General features: G+C 60.7%; 14 protein-coding genes and 1 pseudogene. 9 read left to right on the top strand and 6 right to left on the bottom strand.

Annotated features, from left to right (window positions below; all coding sequences use genetic code 11):
* Window positions 1-47: 47 nt before the first annotated feature.
* The gene (locus tag EDD25_RS11905; protein ID WP_134173461.1) at window positions 48-1241 is read right to left on the bottom strand and encodes an ABC transporter ATP-binding protein; all 1194 of its coding nucleotides are present in this window, start codon (window positions 1239-1241) and stop codon (window positions 48-50) included.
* A 6-nt stretch (window positions 1242-1247) separates the two neighbouring features.
* Window positions 1248-2168 carry an ABC transporter permease gene (locus tag EDD25_RS11910; RefSeq protein WP_134173462.1) on the bottom strand — a complete coding sequence of 307 codons (921 nt, stop codon included), beginning with the start codon at window positions 2166-2168 and terminating at the stop codon, window positions 1248-1250.
* Between the two features lie 601 nt (window positions 2169-2769).
* Between EDD25_RS11910 and EDD25_RS11915 the strand changes: the two genes are divergently transcribed.
* A complete protein-coding gene (locus EDD25_RS11915) occupies window positions 2770-5052 on the top strand; it encodes a hypothetical protein (protein ID WP_134173463.1) in 2283 nt (760 codons plus the stop codon).
* A gap of 67 nt (window positions 5053-5119) precedes the next feature.
* On the opposite strand, the pseudogene EDD25_RS11920 reads toward EDD25_RS11915, so the two are convergent.
* A pseudogene (locus EDD25_RS11920) lies at window positions 5120-6067 on the bottom strand (transposase); the annotation flags it as partial.
* A gap of 237 nt (window positions 6068-6304) precedes the next feature.
* On the opposite strand from EDD25_RS11920, the gene istA reads away from it, so the two are divergent.
* Together istA and EDD25_RS11930 are read left to right on the top strand one after the other, a co-directional pair.
* Entirely contained in the window at window positions 6305-7894 is a 1590-nt protein-coding gene (gene istA / locus EDD25_RS11925; RefSeq protein ID WP_134173465.1) for an IS21 family transposase, read from the top strand.
* Entirely contained in the window at window positions 7891-8661 is a 771-nt protein-coding gene (locus EDD25_RS11930) for an ATP-binding protein (RefSeq protein WP_134172691.1), read from the top strand. Before istA ends, EDD25_RS11930 begins: the two co-directional genes overlap by 4 nt.
* A gap of 329 nt (window positions 8662-8990) precedes the next feature.
* On the opposite strand, the gene EDD25_RS11935 is transcribed toward EDD25_RS11930, so the two are convergent.
* The 3 genes from EDD25_RS11935 to EDD25_RS11945 all read right to left on the bottom strand — a co-directional run bounded on the left by EDD25_RS11935 (window position 8991) and on the right by EDD25_RS11945 (window position 11802).
* On the bottom strand, window positions 8991-10562 hold the full coding sequence (locus EDD25_RS11935) for a DUF2142 domain-containing protein (RefSeq protein WP_134173466.1): 1572 nt from the start codon (window positions 10560-10562) through the stop codon (window positions 8991-8993).
* 131 nt (window positions 10563-10693) lie between these two features.
* Window positions 10694-11068, bottom strand: coding sequence for a DUF2304 domain-containing protein (locus EDD25_RS11940; RefSeq protein WP_134173467.1), 375 nt, complete (start codon window positions 11066-11068; stop codon window positions 10694-10696).
* Entirely contained in the window at window positions 11065-11802 is a 738-nt protein-coding gene (locus EDD25_RS11945) for a glycosyltransferase family 2 protein (RefSeq protein WP_134173468.1), read from the bottom strand. The genes EDD25_RS11940 and EDD25_RS11945 overlap by 4 nt, the downstream gene beginning before the upstream one ends.
* Window positions 11803-11858: 56 nt before the next feature.
* Between EDD25_RS11945 and EDD25_RS11950 the strand changes: the two genes are divergently transcribed.
* From EDD25_RS11950 to EDD25_RS11975, 6 genes are all read left to right on the top strand, one after another.
* Entirely contained in the window at window positions 11859-12857 is a 999-nt protein-coding gene (locus EDD25_RS11950; protein ID WP_241986500.1) for a glycosyltransferase family 2 protein, read from the top strand.
* Window positions 12858-12916: 59 nt separating this feature from the next.
* Window positions 12917-14182, top strand: a complete 1266-nt coding sequence (locus EDD25_RS11955) for a lipopolysaccharide biosynthesis protein (RefSeq protein WP_134173469.1) — start codon at window positions 12917-12919, stop codon at window positions 14180-14182.
* Between the two features lie 123 nt (window positions 14183-14305).
* Window positions 14306-15076 (top strand): glycosyltransferase, encoded by a 771-nt coding sequence (locus EDD25_RS11960; RefSeq protein WP_134173470.1) that lies wholly within the window; start codon window positions 14306-14308, stop codon window positions 15074-15076.
* 520 nt (window positions 15077-15596) lie between these two features.
* Window positions 15597-16628 carry a GDP-mannose 4,6-dehydratase gene (gene gmd / locus EDD25_RS11965; RefSeq protein WP_134173471.1) on the top strand — a complete coding sequence of 344 codons (1032 nt, stop codon included), beginning with the start codon at window positions 15597-15599 and terminating at the stop codon, window positions 16626-16628.
* Between the two features lie 2 nt (window positions 16629-16630).
* Window positions 16631-17620 carry a GDP-L-fucose synthase family protein gene (locus tag EDD25_RS11970; RefSeq protein ID WP_134173472.1) on the top strand — a complete coding sequence of 330 codons (990 nt, stop codon included), beginning with the start codon at window positions 16631-16633 and terminating at the stop codon, window positions 17618-17620.
* 30 nt (window positions 17621-17650) lie between these two features.
* Window positions 17651-17884, top strand: a complete 234-nt coding sequence (locus EDD25_RS11975; RefSeq protein ID WP_134173473.1) for a hypothetical protein — start codon at window positions 17651-17653, stop codon at window positions 17882-17884.
* Window positions 17885-17894: the final 10 nt, after the last annotated feature.

Genomic DNA, 17894 nt, shown 5'->3' on the forward strand with positions numbered 1-17894 from the left:
CGAGAAGTGTATGGGGCACCAGGTCAGCAGATCTGGTGCCCGTGACGTCAGATTGCCTTGATGGCCGGATCCACTTGCCAGTTCGGACGAATCCGGAGCAGCCCCGTGGAAAACTCGTCGTTCGGCATGTCAAAGGCAGCCGCGTTGGGCCGACGGTCCACGGTCTCTCGCGAGGCCAAGGCGACGCCGACGCTTACGAGATACTTGCCGGCTCCGAGCCTGACATCCGGAAGGACCACCTGAATAGTGTGACGCCCGATGCTCGTGGGCATTGCGTGCTTGAGAGCAAAGGTATCCGAAGAGTAGATGCGCATGCCCAAGGTGGTCTCGATGGCGATACCCATGCCCCAGCCAGGAGTCGCTTCCTGAACATCTACGGTCACAAGCACCACAACGTCAACTGAGCCGTCACCGATAACGGTGTGACTGGTCACATCCTCAATCGAGATTCGTGAGGCCTGAGGCTCAACTTCCCGTGCGAGCTGAAGGTCGCTCATTCTGTCCGCTTCATAGCCGTCGCGCAGCACGCGGATACCCTCTGCCGGGTCACCATCATGGATCATCGAACCTGATTGCATTACCACCACGCGGTCGCAAAGGCGCCCGACCTGGTCCGACGAATGACTGACGAGAACGATCGTGCGGCCCTCAGCCTGGAACTCGGCAATTTTGTCCATACATTTGCGCTGGAACGGTTCATCACCGACCGCAAGCACTTCATCCACCAAAAGGAGATCAGGGTCGACGTGCACTGCCACGGAAAAGGCCAGCCGCACGTACATGCCAGAACTGTAAAACTTCACTTGGGTGTCGATGAAATCTTCGATCCCTGAAAACTCAACGATCGCATCGAAATGACGGTCTGTTTCCTGATGGCTCAGGCCCAGAATGGCGGCATTGAGGTAGACGTTTTCACGACCGGACAGGTCAGGGTGGAATCCTGCTCCCAGCTCAAGAAGGGCGGCCATCCGTCCGCGGCGAACGACCGAGCCGCTCGTCGGCTGGATGATGCCGCCGATGACCTTGAGCAGGGTTGACTTGCCCGAGCCGTTGTGGCCAACCAAACCGACCGTGGAGCCGGTAGCGATGTCCATTGAAACGTCCTGCAGAGCCCAGAAATCTTCCACCCGCTTGCGGGCGCGACCAAGGAACATTACTCGTTCCTTAAGGGACTTGTCCTTGTGCAGTAGGAACCGTTTTGATACGTCCTCTACTTGGACGATGCTCGGGAAATCGTTCATGGTCAGTTACAGCTCCTGTGCAAAGTTGCCTTGAAGGCGTGAAAAGACACGTTGGGCCACCCAGAGCAAGACAATGCTGATGCCAAGGGAGACCCACAGTCTCAGTGCAAGTTCCGGCGGAAAGTTTACTTGGGCGGACTCGGTTGATCCAGCCAGCCAGAGGGCTTTTTGCATGCCCAGCACGCTGAGTGTGACGGGATTCGCTAGGTACACCTGTTCGAGCCAGGTTCCACCGATGGCCTTGTTTACAAAACTGAACGAGTAGACCACGGGGGAAGCCCAGAAAAGCACGGTCAGCACCACTTCGATCAGGTGCTGCAGGTCCCGCAGATACACGGTCACCGCTGCCAGGACCATGCCGATCGCTGCCGCGAAGACGACGATATTGGCCAGAGCGAGGGGTGCCAACGCCAAATCTCGGCTGAGCGGTATCTGGCCGCCAACTATGGTCGCGGTGATCAGAATTATTAGCTGCAGAGCGAAGTTGAAGAGTCCGCCACCCACGGCCGCCAGTGGGAATATTTCCCGTGGCAGGTAGACCTTCTTTACTAGGCCGGCATTGTTAACGATTGACATCGTTCCGCTGGACACGATTTCGGTGAACAATCCCCACACGGTCAGCCCGACAAAAACGAAGATGGCGAAACTTGGGATGTTCCGGGCTACTCCGAGAATCTGGCCGATCGCAAAGTAGTAGACGAGAAGCTGAGCCAGAGGTTTGACCAGGCTCCAGACGAGCCCCAGGGAGCTGTCCTTGTACCGCGCCTTGATTTCCCGACGCACGAGAAGCCCGAGGAGCTCCCTATGTTCCAAGGTCTCCTTTATTGATGACCACGTGCCCGTGATAAAACCGGTTGACTGTCCAACCGGCAGCAGCGGTTCCTGAGCGATTCGCAGGGCTCGTTCTTCGGCATTCAGGCTGGGCATAGATCACTTTCGATCGTGGCGGAGGGACATCAGGAGTCTAGGTGAAAACTCTGGGAGGACCCGAGTCGAGAATTCTGGCCAAATGGGGGGTATACTAACATTCTTGTCTGGCAAAACGATGGGTGCTCTCTAACGTGAATCAAGCAACGCATGGTGTAGCGCGTTCGTGGGCGCCCCTCCTTCTCGTCACCATTTTCATGGGGACGATGACTGCTTGCAGCCCGGGGAACATTCCGGTTAATGGATCTACATCATCATCGTCGCCGGTGCCATCCGACAAACCGAGTGCGACGCCCGTGTCAACGCCGGCAAGTGAAGCCGTGATCTCTGTGGCGGGCGTGGACGTGGACGGACTCAACGTCTCGGCTTCTGGATACGTTTCAGGAACCATTGAAGACGCCGGCATATGCACCTTCACCTTCACTGGGCTTGAGAGCGAGACCTCTGCCACGAGTACAGGGAGAGCCAATGCGTCAACGACTTCCTGCGGCTTCGTCCAGGTTTCGATGAGTGATCTGGCTCGGGGTTCCTGGCAAGTTGTTCTCGCCTATTCTTCTGAAACCCTGACCGTTTCGTCGCAGCCTATGACCCTGGAGATCCCGTGAACATCAAGAAAGTACTCGGGACGGCCCTGGCTGTCACGCTTGCCGCAACGCTACTCGTGGCAGTGTCGCCCGCGACGCAGGCGGAGGCCGCCAACGCTTCCTTCTTTGATCCGGGGAACATCATTAGTGACGCGGTGTTCTTCGACGGAGGGTCCATGAGTGCGGGTTCCGTGCAGACGTTTCTCAGCGACCGCGTGACCACCTGTCGCAGCGGTTACACCTGTCTCAAGGACTACCGGCAGGACACTCCTACAAAGTCAGCCATTGCTGGACGATGTGCAGAGTACTCCGGGCGCACCAGCGAGAGCGCAGCGGACATCATTGCCAAAGTGGGAGTGGCGTGTGGAATCAGCCAGAAAGCCATACTCGTGCTGCTTGAAAAGGAGCAGGGACTTGTCTCGGATACCTGGCCGACAAGTCGCCAGTATCGGAGTGCCACCGGTTACGGCTGCCCTGACACTGCGGATTGCGACGCAAACTACTACGGATTCTTCAACCAGGTCTATGCAGCGGCATTGCAGTTTCAGTATTACGCGGCGAACCCGACTCGCTGGAACCACGTTCCTGGCCGTGTAAACTCCGTTCGCTTCCACCCCAACTCGGCATGCGGTTCGAGTTCCGTCTTCATCCAGAACCAGGCGACCGCCGGATTATATAACTACACGCCGTACCAGCCGAACCGCGCCGCACTCTCAAATCTCTATGGGACCGGAGATTCGTGCAGTTCCTACGGAAACCGCAATTTTTGGCGGATGTTTAGCGACTGGTTTGGGGACCCCACGACCGGGACAAGCCTCCTGAGAACAAACGCGGACGCAACCGTCTATCTGATTTCAGGACAGAACAAGTATCCGGTCACGAGCGCGAGCGTTCTGACTGCACTCGCGCCTCTAGGGAAGCTCGGCTACGTGTCGCAGTCCTACTTGGATCGTTACACCACCGCACACGTCGTTGGACGGGCAATTCGCAGTAATGCGGGAACGATCTATTTCTACGACGGTGGAGTCAAACTGCCGTTTTCGTCGTGCGGGCAAGCCGTCGATTATGGTGCGTCATGCGCGAGTGATGGGTACGTTCAGCTCACGGATGAACAGATCAACGCCTTCCAGAGTGGCCCCGTGCTCAGCTCGATCCTCGGGACCGTCGAAGGCAGTCGCTACCACATCAAGGGTGGCAAGAAGGCTGAGATTCTTGACGACGAGTCTCAGAGCTTGGCGGGGATCTCCGGTTCGATGAACGTGCTGACGGAGAACGCCGTTGCTGCGCTTCCTCTTACGATGCCGATAATTCGAGATGGCGCCTTCGTAAGGTCCCGCTCGACGGGGAGCTCATACCTGCTCTCGGGCGGACTCCGATATGGAGTCAAGGCAGGATCTGAATCATCGCTCGGCGTGACACCTCGCACCTTTGGGTCATTGGTCTCAGCGAGCCTGTTGATGGTTCCGGCGGCGCCAGCGAATTTTGGCGGCCTAGTTCGAGCTGCCGGAACGGGGCCGATCACGGCTGTGAGCTCCGAGGGGCGGTACGAACTCGCTGCTGGCGGAGTCAAAGCATTGACAGTGCCCGTTCCGCAGGCGCTGATTGATAGTTACGAGTCCAGGGGTACGGTAGCTGCCGGTTCCTTCGTCAAGTCGCCGAACGAGGCAAGCGTCTATGTTGTGATGCCGTCAGACATCCGTCCGATCAGCGGATGGGATGCTCTTCTCGCTCTGACCCCGGACGGTAATCCGGTCATCACTACCGTCCGGTCCGATGTGATCGCTGCTTTCGCCGTGGGGCCGGTTGCTCTTCGTGCGGGTACGTTGGTTCGCTCACCGGAGGACGCCACGGTCTTCTTCGTGAATGGCGTAACCAGCCGGATCGCGCTGTCGAGCTTTCAATTTCCCACCGAAGCGGGGTTCACTGACTTCACCTATTCCACGCAGGAGCGCATCCTGGCGTATCCTCTCAGCGACAAGCTCATGACATTCGGGCTCGCCTGTGGAACAGCGAAATTCGTGGCGGCGGGCGGTCAGGTGCACGCTGTGGATACGACCCAAGAAGGGCTCTATCCGTTCGTGTACGTGCCTATGGATCAGTTCACATGCGGGCAGCTCAACAGGGGTTCCGCCGCATCGAATCTCATCAGAACGCCTGACGGCTCCGTGTACCTGTTGGAAGCAGGCAAGAAGCGGCCTATCTCCTCTATGGCACGCTTGGGCGAACTCAGCGTAAACGCGACGTGGTTAGAAGTAAAACCGGCATTCGCGGCGGCCATCCCGACGGGAGCGAACGCTTAGGAGCGTGGGGCGGTAGTCGCGCAATCGGTTTTGTGTCTCATTGTGTAGCGGCCATGCGGCACCGGGGCGGCCTGACCTGTTCAACATCCACGCCAATGTTCGTCAACGTCGTGGCGACGATGACTTGGTGATCCTGATCAACGATGGCCTGCGCGTTATAGGCGTAATGAAACGATCCGTCGGCGGTCTTCATGATCCGGGCATCCGGATCGGTGAAGTTGCGTTGCGCCTTCGGAGCGACGACCGCGTTCGTCGCCGCATCCTCCCCCTGCTTCGCGACCGTCTCGTCGTCGTCGCCTTTCTCGCGGGCCTTCTTCTCCGCATCTTTCCGCGCCCGTGCGGCCGCGTCAGCTTCTAACGCGGCCCGCGCTTCGGCGAGTTTAATCAGGCGGGATTCCCGCCGCGCCAGTTCCGGGGGCAACTCGTCGCCGCGTTTATCCTTCCCGAACCGGGCGTCCTCGGCCTCATCTGTCGCGTCCGCGTCAGCGAGTAGCGCGGACACTTCATCCGCGAGGACTTTCTGCTTCTCCGTCAGGCGCGCGTAACTCATCGCTTTGCGCCGGGAGGCGTTCGCACGCACCTTCGTTCCATCGAGGGCGACCTGCCCCAGCGACACCATCCCGGCCGCTCGGCACAGTTCCAACGCTTGCAGGAACACGTTCCCCAGCGCCGAGAGGTGCCGTTTTCGAAACCGGGCAATGGAACGAAAATCGGGTGCTTGCTGCGCGGCCAACCAGCGAAAAGCGACCACATCCACACACACCCGCTCCAACTCGCGGGAGGAGCGCACCCCCACGCAATACCCATAGAGAAGAACACGGACCATCAACCGCGGGTCATACGGCGGTTGGCCTTTCGTCTTCGCATACGACGCATCGAACTTCCGCAGGTCGAGCTGAGTTTCGACGATGTCCGCAATGAACCGCGACAGATGATTCTGCGGCAACCACTCATCCAGTGACGGCGGCACCAGCATCACCGCGGCCGGCTCAAACGCCCGGAACCGCTTATTCATGCCCGCCCCGGCCTCCACCCCACCCTCGACGGGGTCGACGTGCTCAAGCTCAGCCGCGGGAAACAAGCCATCCGAATCGCTCATAACCAATTTTTGGCGAGTAGCCCTTGAAGGTAGCACTAGTCCGACGACACGGTAGCAAGATTCCGGGAACACGGTAGCGCTGATGCTGCCAATCTGCTCTGCTGTGGAAGGACAACGCGCAAGGCGTTGTCCTTCCATTGTTAAGGGCGGGTCATGGCGGATTATCGGAAAATATTGGGGTTGCTGCTCGAGGGGCGCAGCTACCGCGACGTCGTCGAGATCGTGGGGTGCTCGCATCGCGACGTGGCTCGGGTGCGGCAGGAGGTCGAGGCTCGGGGCCTGACCGCGACCGTTACGGTGAGTGATACCGAGTTGGCGGAATGGTTCCCCGACGGGCGTCGGAAAGTCTCAGACGAGTACGACCAACCCGACCTGGCACGGGTGCTGGCGGCGATGAAAGCAAACCGGCACTTCACGTTGCTGCTGGCCTGGCGCCGCTACGTCGACACCACAGATGCGGGCAAGAAGTACGGGTACTCGCAGTTCTGCGCCCTGTTCACCGGTTATCTTCGCACCCACGATCTCGTCGCGGTGCTCCGCCACGAGCCGGGACGGGCGATGTTGGTGGACTGGGCCGGCGACACGATGGACATCGTCGACACCATCACCGGTGAAGTGGTCCGGGCCATCTTGTTCGTCGCGGTGCTGCCGTTTTCGGGTCTGATGTTCTGCCGCGCCTACGCGGATATGAAATCCCCCGCCTGGCTCGACGCCCACGTTCACGCATTCGCGTTCTTTGGAGGCGTCACGCAGATCATCGTGCCGGACAACCCGACGACGTCGACCCACCGAACCCACCAAGGCGATGCGGAGCGGGTCGTGAACGCCCGATATCAGCAACTCGCTGACCACTATCAGACAGCAATTGTCCCGGCCAGACCGAAAAAGCCGCGCGACAAGGCATCAGCCGAGAATGCGGTGAACGTCGTCAACAAACGCGTCATCGGCTATCTCGAAGACGATGTCTTCACGACCCTGAGCGAATTGAACACCGCAATCGAGGAACGGGTGCGAGAGATCAACCACGACATTCGCCGCGCCGACGACACCACCCGGTGGGAACGCTTCGACACCGAAGAGCGCGAGCTTTTGGGCTCGCTGCCTGATATCGGGTTCGAGGACGTCGAGTGGAAAGAGTTGAAAGCTGCCCGGAACTACCACGTCACCGCGGACACGCAACGCTATTCCGTGCCCTTTGCCCTAGCGGGCAAGCTGCTGCGGGTCCGGGTGACATCGTCTCGGGTGACGATCTTCGACGGCAACGACAGCATCTGCGAACACCCAAGGCTGACAGGTCGGAAGGGCCAGTACTCGACTCTTCCCGAGCATGTTCCGCCGCAGCACCGCGATATCGACGGGTTGTGGTCTAGGCGCTGGTTCATTGACCGGGCGCGCAGCGCCGGGCCGGCGACCGTCACGGTGATCGAGCAGATCCTCGACAGCCAAGCAATCGAAGCGCAAGGATACCTGTCCTGCCAGAACATCCTCGACGGCCTCGGCAAGAACAACCGAGAACGCTTGGAGGCCGCCTGCCAAGACCTCGTCAACCGCAAAGCCCATCCGACGTATTCCACTCTGAAACGGTTGATGGCGGCCATTGATAGTGACGTGAAAAAGCCCCGACCGGTGACCCCGGCGGCCTCGACACGCAAACGCAGCAGCACTGTCATGTTCCGCGACACCGTCACGGACGTCTATGTCCGTGACGCCTCCCACTACGCCCGAAACGAGGACGGAAAGTGACGTTCACCAGCGTTGACTATGACAAGTTCCGCGCACTGCGCGTAACCCACGTCGCGACCCGGCTGGAGGAACTCATCCAAGACGAAGCCAACGACACCCTCACGCCAGAGCAGCTGTTCCTCACTGCGGTCGATGACGCGTTGGAATCCCGACGCGTCAGCCGGGTCGACAAACTCATCCGCCAGGCAGCCCTCCCCATCCCTGGCGCCACCGTCGCTGAGGTCGACTACCGCGAGGGACGCGGCATCACCGCCGTCAGAATGCGGCGCTATGCCGCCCATGACTGGCGCTTGGATGCGACCAACCTGCTCATCATCTCGCCTACCGGTGGCGGGAAAACCTACCTCGCCTGCGCGCTGGCCATCGGCGCTTGCCACAGTGAGCACTCCGTTCTCTACTCCCGGATGGACGACCTCGCCCGGAGACTCGTCATCGCTCGCGGCGACGGCATCGCGCATCAGAAACTGTTGAACGAGCTCTCCAACATCGATTTGCTGATCATTGACGATTTCCTGACCGTCGGTGTTGACAGCGACGCAGCCAGCGACTTGTTCGCGATCCTCGCGAACCGGGAGCACCGACTGCCGACGATGATCGCCTCGCAGACCGGACCCGCGCATTGGGTCGCCGAGCTGCCCGACCGCGTCGCGGCGGACTCAATCGTGAACCGCCTCGCCAACAACGCCCGCATCATCAACCTCGGCCAGATCGACATGCGTCAGCACCGAAACGACCAAGCCCGCGCCGAGAAGAGCTACTGGGAGTAACACCGGAGCGGCTCGGGCGCCAAGCTCGGGCCGCTACCCCCTCGTCAGAACAGCGCTACCACGTGCTCGGACGTGCGCTACCGCCAGGGGCTACTCGTCACAATTTTCCCAGACCCACGCTCGAAGCCCGGGAAATCGGGCGGCGTTTTAAACTTTGCCGTTACTGACCCACGCTCCTAGTGCTTCCGGCGACGGCAGCAACATCGCGGTGGAAATCCGGCGCCAGAGCCTGGGCCTGATGATTGTCCCCCTGTGAATCGGAATCCTCACGGCGTTGGAGTCAGGAGACCGTTAGCAGTCTCAGGAAGCACGCTAGCGGAGCTGTTTGCCTACTTTGCCTTCGTCTCAACGATGTTGGTTCCTGCAGCTAGCGACCCCACAGGGAGTGGCGTCGCTGCCCGACGGTACGTTAGCCAGACGGCCGCTCCGACGGCAACTGCCATGAGAGCAGTCAGTGCCTGCCAGCTCAGAGGTGGCTGCCATTGCGGCTCCAAGAGCATTTCGCGCAGTCCGCCAGTGACGCTGACGACGTAACGGCGTAACGTCGTCAGGAGACTGAACACGTGGCCGAATGCGAGGAGAACCAGCATGCCCATGAGCGCGCGTTTGAGCGCTAGCGGCAACACTGGTAAGCGATCGCTATCGTCAATGACAATCCCGCAGGCCACCAAGAGGCAAAGGAGCAGGGCGAGCATGTAGCGGCCTTGCCAGATGTAACCTGTGCTGGATATCAGGACCACTTGAGTGATGGCGGGTATGAAGATCATCAACAGAGCCAAGGCGAGCACGGTGAGGCGTCCGCGAGCAGTTCCCAATACCAAGGCCGCCGCAATCGTTGCCACGATTGCGAAGCTCCAAGCAATCACGCTGAAACTCGGCGACGGCGTGTCCACCCACCCGAACAAACCGACATAGCCGTCGGCGAAATCCAGAGTGCGGCTGAGCATCTCAACGAATGCGACACGAGGGCTGGTTCCGGCACCCTGGAACTGCTGGGGACTAAGTCCAGCCGGGTGCAAGTACCAATACGCAGTACCTGCAGCGAACAGGGCCGAGAGTCCCACCGCAGTCCAGGCCGCTGGCTTGCGCAGAAGCTGACGCACAATTGTCTTGTCGCCCAAGGCGAAGGCCGCCGCAATGATGAGGAGGACCCACAACATGGCAATGCTTCGCGTGCTGAGCAACAAAGCCGCAGAGACCACGACGAATCCCGCGCGCTCCCATAACCCAGCGCGGCTGGACGGAATTCGAAATGTGGCTGTCAGAGTGACAAGAAGCGCTCCGGCGGCGGCGATCTCCAGTCCATTCGGATTTATTGCACCACCGAGGTAGATGACCATGGGGGTGACCGCAATATAGGTCGCCACCAACGCCCATCGAGATCGGCGGAGCAGGGTCAATTGCATGATCATGAGGGCCAGGGTTGCGGCCGTCAAGACCGCGTTGACACCGCGCATTGCGTAGAGCGCAGGCGTGCCGTCCAGGACCAACGTGGGAATTCCGACGATGGCGTAGTATGCGGGGCTGTTCGTTCCCGCTGAGTGCCCGGTTGTCACAATCTTGAGAGGATCGCCGGCCACCGGGCGCATGCAACCGGCCGAGATCGTGGGATCGAACGCGTAGCAAGTCAGCTCGTGAGCGTGCGCAACGTAGCGCGGCACGTCGGCTCGGGCGAGTTGCGTGTTCTCGGACCACGGCACGCTGGATATCTCGCCACGCACGACTGCAGCGGCGCGGATTGCGTGGGATGGCTCGTCCGGGACGGACATGAGGGGAGACGCAAGAGTCCAAAGCAACATCGGCATGAGAATGGCCGTGAATGCGACGATGAAGACTTTCCAGCGCCCGCGATGGGCCACATTGCTGGCGTCGGATTCAATTGACAAGCTCTTGGGGCTCACAGCGTAATGCTCATGCACATTTGGTTCAGCTTTCTAAGCAGGTGCCGTCGGGCCGAAATGACGGCGGTTCTTTCCCGAGACTCCTCGGATTCACGCCAGGACCAAATGGTGCGGCAGAGAACCACAACAGCCTAGTCGGTGTGGCGAATCTCGATGAGGGCTCGCTCCATCTCGTCGATGCGGGCGTGTTGCAGCGCAGAATTCTCAGCCAATACTCGAGTCTTGTCCTCCAAGTCCGTAAGTTCGCCGCTGTGCTGAATGCAGACAAGAAAGAGAATGAGCAGGCTCAGGAAGAAGACCAAGTTGGTGGGAATCTCAACCCCGACAAGGGTCGACGCCCAGACAAGGGTTTGCGGAAAGATTCCAACGACCAGAGCAAAAACGCCAGCGAGAATCCACCACACGGCGTGGCGCTCGCGCAGTCGACGACGACGCAGCATTTCGACAATTACGGTAAGCGCGAGAACTGCTGCCACGATTCCGAACACGTAACTGGCGACGTTCACGAGGCGCTCCGCCCGTCCGTCAATGGAACCCTCGGGCGCATAAGGGCAATCAGGAGAGCCATACCCGCCCTGCCGAGGTACGCGGCGGCCTTGAAGGGGGCGTGCGAGGGTACCCCGCCAGCGCGTGGACGCATTGCGACAGGAAGTTGTCGGATCGTGCACCCGGCGCGAGCAGCGATGACCAACGACTCGATGGTGTCGCCCAGATATTCTGCGGGATAGTGTTCCGCGAAGAGACGAACCGCTCGCGGGCCCGTGGCACGAAATCCTGAGGTAGTGTCCGTGAGTTTCGTTGCGGCCAGTCGACTGATGATTCGCGCCAATACGAGCATCGCCCACTTTCGGGGACCGGTGACGAGATAGTCTCCTTCGCCGGCAAACCGAGCACCCAGCACAAGGTCTGCGGAATCGAGCCCGGCCAGCAGTTCCGGCACTCCGGAAGGGTCGTGCTGGCCGTCGGAATCAACCTGTACGACGTTCTGAAAATCGTGCAGCATGGCGTATTTAAAGCCTGCCCGCATCGCGCCGCCAACACCCAAGTTGAACGGCAGGCTGATGACGGTCGCGCCGGCACTTCGCGCCTCCGCGACCGTTCGGTCGGTGGAGCCATCATCTACGACGAGGACGCTGATGCCGGGAAGCTTGGTGAAAACTTCGGTGACGACGGCGGCGACCGACTCCTCCTCGTTGAATGCAGGCATCACTATTAGCGTGGCCTTGAGAGAGCTAGTCATACTGGGAATCCTACCAAGTGAGTAATCAACTCCCGGTTCTTCGGTAGGCTCGTCTGGTGGAAATTCCAGCAGCTAAGACGCCCCGCCCGATGGTTTCGGTCGCCCTGTGTACTCATAACGGTGCTGAATTTCTTGGCGCTCAGCTACACAGCATTTTGAACCAAACGAGAGTCCCCGATGAAATTGTCATCAGTGACGATGCGTCTACCGACGCGACTCTTTCTCTGGCCCTCGAGATTTTTGGGGACCGTACCGCGCCTGCGCTCACCGTGATGCAAAATTCCACGGCACTTGGTGTCACGGCGAATTTTGCGCAGGCCTTGGCAGCCTGTTCCGGTGATCTCTTGGCGCTTTGCGATCAGGACGATGTGTGGAGCCCCGTCAAGATGGAACAGATGCTCGCCGAATTTGCGGGCCGGCCAGGACTGCTTCTCCTTCACTCGGACGCACGACTGGTGGGGCAGGACGGGGAACCAATGGGGGCAACGCTCTTCGGGGCGCTGTCCCTGTCCGCCGAAGAGAAACGCTCTGTCCACCAGGGCATCGCGTTTTCCGTTCTCCTTCGACGTAATATCGTGACAGGAGCCACAGCCATGTTGCGCCGAGAGCTTCTGGAGCGAGCGGAACCATTTCCCGCCTCTTGGGTGCACGATGAGTGGCTGGCCATGATCGCTGCAGCTACGGGAGAAATGGACATGCTCGAGGCCCCGCTCATCGACTACCGTCAGCACGGCAGAAACGAGATCGGTGTCAGCAGCCTGACGTTGCGCATCGGCATCAATCGATTACGCGTGTCACGTGCTGATCGCAACGCGCGCTTGTTGAACCGGGCCCAGTCCCTCGCCGACCGGGTTGAGTCCTCGGGCTTCGCTTTAACCGAGTCAGATGCTCAAGCGATCGAGGAGAAACTTTGTCACGAGCGTATTCGCAGCGGGCTACCAGCCAGTCGCGCGAGGCGCCTTCGGCCCGTCGTAGCAGAATGGAGCACGGGTCGTTACGCGCGGTATGGGCTCGGTCTGCAAGATATCGTGCGCGATCTCACCCAGCCCGCGTAGTTGCCAGCCGTGGACCCCTCGGAGGTGACGCCCGTACAAGCGTCGTTAGGATGAATTCCGTGAACAAACCCGAGCTCAAGCGGCTTCCCAGAGCGAAGGTGTCTGGCTTCACTCTCATCTTGGGAGCGACCGGGATTGCGGGTGTCGCGTCGTACCTGGTCATGTGGATTGTTCCGAACCAAATCGGCCTCGCGGGCTACGCTGTCTTCGCCTCCCTCTGGTCATTTCTCTACCTCGTCGTGGGCACGCTCGGCGGCGTCCAGCAGGAGGTGACGCGAGCGACACTTCCCATCGAGAGGATGCCTGGAGGGCGCGCGAGCAAGGCCCGCAACTTCGGTTTGTGGGCTGGGCTCCTGGTCTTTCTCGTCATCGTGTGTACTTCGCCGCTTTGGGTCGGGTTTGTCTTCCCAGCGGACGGCTGGAAACTTGTGTGGCCGTTGGCTGTTGGTGCATCGGCATCCGTAATGGTTGCGGTGCTGGCCGGCACACTGTACGGCGCTTCGAAATGGAAGGCCGTGGCTCTCATGGTTAGCGTTGACGCGGTCATGCGACTTGTGGCTGTGTCCGTTGTGCTCATCTGGACAGACGATGTCGTGGCTCTGGCATGGGCCGTCGCGCTGCCCTTCCCTTTGACTCTGTTGATCCTCTGGCCGTTCTTCCGGAATTCGATTGTAGGACGCACCCAGCTGGATGTGGGATACCGAGCGCTCACATGGAATGTGTCGCGAACCATGGTTGCAGCAGCTGGGACCGGAATTATGGTCAGCGGATTCCCTCTGGTTTTGGGTGTCAGCTCGGCGGGCGAAGCCCCGGAACTTCTTGGTCTCTTCATCCTGACCATTACGTTGACACGTGCGCCCTTGATCATTGTCGCGATGTCGCTTCAGAGCTATTTCCTCATCATGTTTCGCGACAATGTGGAGAGCTTCTGGAAGCGGTTTCTCAGCATCCAGGCCCTTGTATTCGGCGCCGCCATCGTACTGGCCGGCGCTGGGTGGTTGATTGGCCCAGCCGTTTTCGGTTTCCTTTTCCCAGGGCAGCTCCAGCCGGAAGGATGGTTCATCGCTGTGCTGGTTTTCTCCTCAGCCTTTGTCGGCGCGATGTGCATTAGCGCCCCGGCGGTTCTGGCTCGGTCCCAACATTTTGTCTACACATCAGGCTGGGTCGTGGCAGCCATGGTTACGGTGTTGGCGCTTCTCATGCCGCTCGACTTCACGGCACGCACGTGCCTGGCCTTGGTGGCGGGTCCGGTTGCTGGGCTACTGATCCATGGGATCTTTCTCGCAACATCTCGGCGGTCCCGGCCGCGCCTCATTACTCAATAAGCACCGGTAGACTCCTCTCGGCTTCACCTATGCGCGGTCGCGCGCGATTCGGGGGTTACCCGGGTGAGGTGTGAAGAATCCTCAGTCCACCACACGTGAAAGGCACGCGGTTTCCGCAAGCTCATGAGCAGTTCAGACATCCTCGTCGTATTACCGACACTCGGTGACAGGCTCGACAGCCTTCGCGAGACGCTTGAAACGGTGAAGCACCAGCGTCAAGAAGTTGCACTCACGCTCGCAGTTGTAGCTCCGCTAGGCGCAATCGAAGCGCGCGCCATAGCCGTCGAGTACGGTGCCACTGTGATCGACGACCCCAAGACCGGTATTTCTGCGGCTATCAACTGCGGCCTGGCCGCACGCACCAACGAGCGCTACTACGCATGGATCGGCGACGACGACCTATTCCGCCCCGGGGGCCTCAAACGACTACAGGCCATGCTCGACAATGACGCGTCGGCAGTGCTGTCATTCGGGGGCTGTGAATACATCGACCCCACGGGCAAGAAGCTCGCTCTCAGCAATGCCGGAGCTCTGGCCACGTTCCTGTTGGCATGGGGCCCCGACCTCATCCCGCACCCCGGGACCATGATTCGTCTCGATGCGCTGGAAGCGATCGGCGGATTCGACGTAGGGCTGAAGTACGCCATGGACCTCGACGCGTTCTTGAAGCTGCGCAAGTACGGCAAGTTTATTTCGACGCGAGTGCCTGTCTCAGCCTTCCGTTGGCACCCAGACTCCCTCACCGTGGCCAACCGATTGAACTCCAGCGTCGAATCCGAAGCCGTCAAGCGCCGACACCTTCCAGCCGGCCTGCGCCCACTTAGCCCGATATGGAACTACCCGATTCGCTGGGCATCGGCGTTCGCCGCACGGCAAGTCAGCGCCCAGGCCTGAGCTGCGGCCGCCCCGCGGCGATGGCTTCCGTGCGGCGTCATTGTCACCGCGCTCAGGTCAGACGGCACTGACGTCTCTACTAGGGGTTCGGATTGTAGCCGCTCGAACCCATGGCGTCGCGTGCCTAGCCCCAGTATCAATGTTTCATCATTGCCCACAGTCGCCGGGACGCTGGTTTGCAGCTCGGTCTCCGCGGCCCTGAGGGCATCGCGGAGCGGATCGTTGCGTCTGTGACCCCTAGTAATCGGCTGCCCGGGCCGGGCTGCGGCCGGTGAGGAGGAAGACGGTTTGGGAGCGTGTGGTGACATCCAGCGTGATGGTAGATGCGAGCAGCCAGGACTGCCCTCATCCATTTCGACCGGTTCGTGACTCTCAAAGACGAGGCGTATTCATGGTCGGGGTGTCGTCTCCGGGGCAGCCGGTGCTGGATTGATCGGTAAGCTCTATGGGTCGAGGGTTCGGCTGCAGTGGGTGACCGCGTGCACGGCCGAGCCTTTCCAGCCACATAGTAGGGAACTTCATGGCCAAGCGCGCACTAATCACCGGAATTACCGGACAAGACGGTTCATACCTCGCTGAGCTTCTGCTCGGCAAGGGCTACGAGGTTCACGGCCTGATCCGGCGGGCGTCTACGTTCAATACGTCTCGTATCGATCACCTCTACGTTGACCCGCACGATACCGGCGCGAAGCTGTACCTGCACTACGGCGACCTGAGCGACGGGTCACGTCTGTCGACGTTGCTGGCGGAGATCAAGCCTGACGAGGTCTACAACCTGGCCGCGCAGTCGCACGTGCGCGTGTCGTTCGATGAGCCCGAGCACACGGCTGACACGACGGGCATGGGAACCATTCGCCTGCTCGAGGCCGTGCGGATGTCGGGCATCCACTGCCGTTTCTACCAGGCCTCCAGCTCGGAGATGTTCGGCGCGACGCCGCCGCCGCAGAACGAGGACACCCCGTTCTACCCGCGCTCCCCGTATGGGGCCGCGAAGGTGTATTCCTACTGGATCACGAAGAACTACCGCGAGGCCTACGGCATGTTCGCCGTCAACGGCATCCTCTTCAACCACGAGTCGCCGCGCCGTGGTGAAACGTTCGTGACGCGCAAGATCACCCGCGCTGTGGCCGCGATCAAGGCTGGCACGCAGAGCCACGTGTATCTCGGTAACCTCGACTCCATCCGCGACTGGGGCTACGCGGCCGAGTATGTGGAAGGCATGTGGCGCATGTTGCAGGTGGATGAGCCCGAAGACTTCGTACTCGCCACCGGTGGCAACTTCACGGTGCGTGACTTCGTGCAGACGGCGTTCGAGCATGCGGGCCTGGACTGGGAGAAGCACGTCCGCTTCGACGAGCGTTACCTGCGCCCCACCGAGGTGGATGCACTCGTGGGCGACGCCTCGAAGGCGGAGGTCAAGCTGGGCTGGAAGGCCACCGTTGACACGGCAGAGCTCGCCCGCATCATGGTTGACGCCGACATTACCGCGCTCAGCCATGCCGGTGGGCGTTGGATTGATGAGGTCAAACTCGCCAGCTGGGGGACCAAGTGACGATGACCGAGAGTGATGAACGCGACCACGTGGACTTCACCCCCGGCTCCTTGGACCGCACCGGCACGTTCTACGTGGCTGGGCACCGCGGCCTCGTCGGCTCCGCCATTTGGCGCCGCCTGCAGTCCGAGGGGTTCACGGACCTCGTCGGCAGGTCGTCGGCTGAGCTTGATTTGAAGGACCGCGACGCGGTTTTCGCGTTCTTTGCCGTGACGAAACCGCGCTTCGTGGTTCTTGCTGCGGCGAAGGTCGGTGGGATCCTGGCCAACAACACGTACCCGGTTGACTTCCTGAGCGACAACCTGCGCATTCAGGTGAACGTGCTCGACGCCGCGTTGAAGCACGGCGTGGAGCGACTCTTGTTCCTCGGGTCGAGCTGCATCTATCCGCGGCTCGCGCCCCAGCCGATCCGGGAAGACTCTCTGCTCACTGGGCACCTAGAGCCGACGAACGACGCCTATGCGATCGCGAAGATCGCCGGAATCTTGCAGATCCAGGCCGTGCGGCGCCAGTACGGGCTGCCGTGGATCTCGGCGATGCCGACGAACCTTTACGGCCCGGGCGACAACTTCTCCCCGGCGGGGTCTCACGTTCTGCCAGCTTTGATTCGCCGCTACGACGACGCCGCGAAGTCTGGTGCGACGTCCGTGACGAATTGGGGCACCGGAACTCCGCGCCGCGAATTCTTGCATGTCGATGACATGGCTGAGGCGTGTCTGCACCTGCTGGAGCACTACGACGGCCCGGAGCAGGTGAATGTCGGAACTGGTCGCGACGTGACGATCAAGGAGATCGCCGAGACGATCGCCCGTGTCGTTGGCTTCGCCGGCACCACAGAGTGGGACACAGGCAAGCCGGACGGAACTCCGCAGAAACTCCTCGACGTCTCCAAACTTGCCAACGCCGGCTGGACAGCCCGCATCGGCCTTGAAGCGGGTCTGCGCTCCACGGTGGACTGGTACCGCGATCACGCCGACACCCTTCGGCAGTAGGCTTGTGGCGCGCTCTCGGAGGGATTAACCATGCTCGACAATCAGCCAGCGCGCCGCAAGCCGATGGCGGACGATCAGGCTCGTCGTCGCAGGCTGCGCATCGGCGTCGTCGTGGCCGGCAGCGCCTTCGTTCTCGTCGGCATCGCCCTGATCGTGACCGTACTCATCGTCAGCACCGCGCAGCGCGAGACCGACCGAGAGTCCTCCGGCATCCCGGCGGCCCACAGCAGCGTCGCGCTGAACGGCTTCAGCTCCGAGTCTTAGACGCGGGTGT

This window comes from Cryobacterium psychrophilum, from assembly GCF_004365915.1.
In the GTDB taxonomy this organism is placed as follows: domain Bacteria; phylum Actinomycetota; class Actinomycetes; order Actinomycetales; family Microbacteriaceae; genus Cryobacterium; species Cryobacterium psychrophilum.

Bases quoted from the DNA above. Each gene is read 5' to 3' on its own strand.
- EDD25_RS11945 (WP_134173468.1), bottom strand. From the start codon at position 11,802: ATGACTAGCTCTCTCAAGGCCACGCTAATAGTGATGCCTGCATTCAAC.
- gmd (WP_134173471.1), top strand. From the start codon at position 15,597: ATGGCCAAGCGCGCACTAATCACCGGAATTACCGGACAAGACGGTTCA.
- EDD25_RS11970 (WP_134173472.1), top strand. From the start codon at position 16,631: ATGACCGAGAGTGATGAACGCGACCACGTGGACTTCACCCCCGGCTCC.
- EDD25_RS11905 (WP_134173461.1), bottom strand. From the start codon at position 1,241: ATGAACGATTTCCCGAGCATCGTCCAAGTAGAGGACGTATCAAAACGG.
- EDD25_RS11960 (WP_134173470.1), top strand. From the start codon at position 14,306: ATGAGCAGTTCAGACATCCTCGTCGTATTACCGACACTCGGTGACAGG.
- EDD25_RS11910 (WP_134173462.1), bottom strand. From the start codon at position 2,168: ATGCCCAGCCTGAATGCCGAAGAACGAGCCCTGCGAATCGCTCAGGAA.
- EDD25_RS11975 (WP_134173473.1), top strand. From the start codon at position 17,651: ATGCTCGACAATCAGCCAGCGCGCCGCAAGCCGATGGCGGACGATCAG.
- istA (WP_134173465.1), top strand. From the start codon at position 6,305: ATGGCGGATTATCGGAAAATATTGGGGTTGCTGCTCGAGGGGCGCAGC.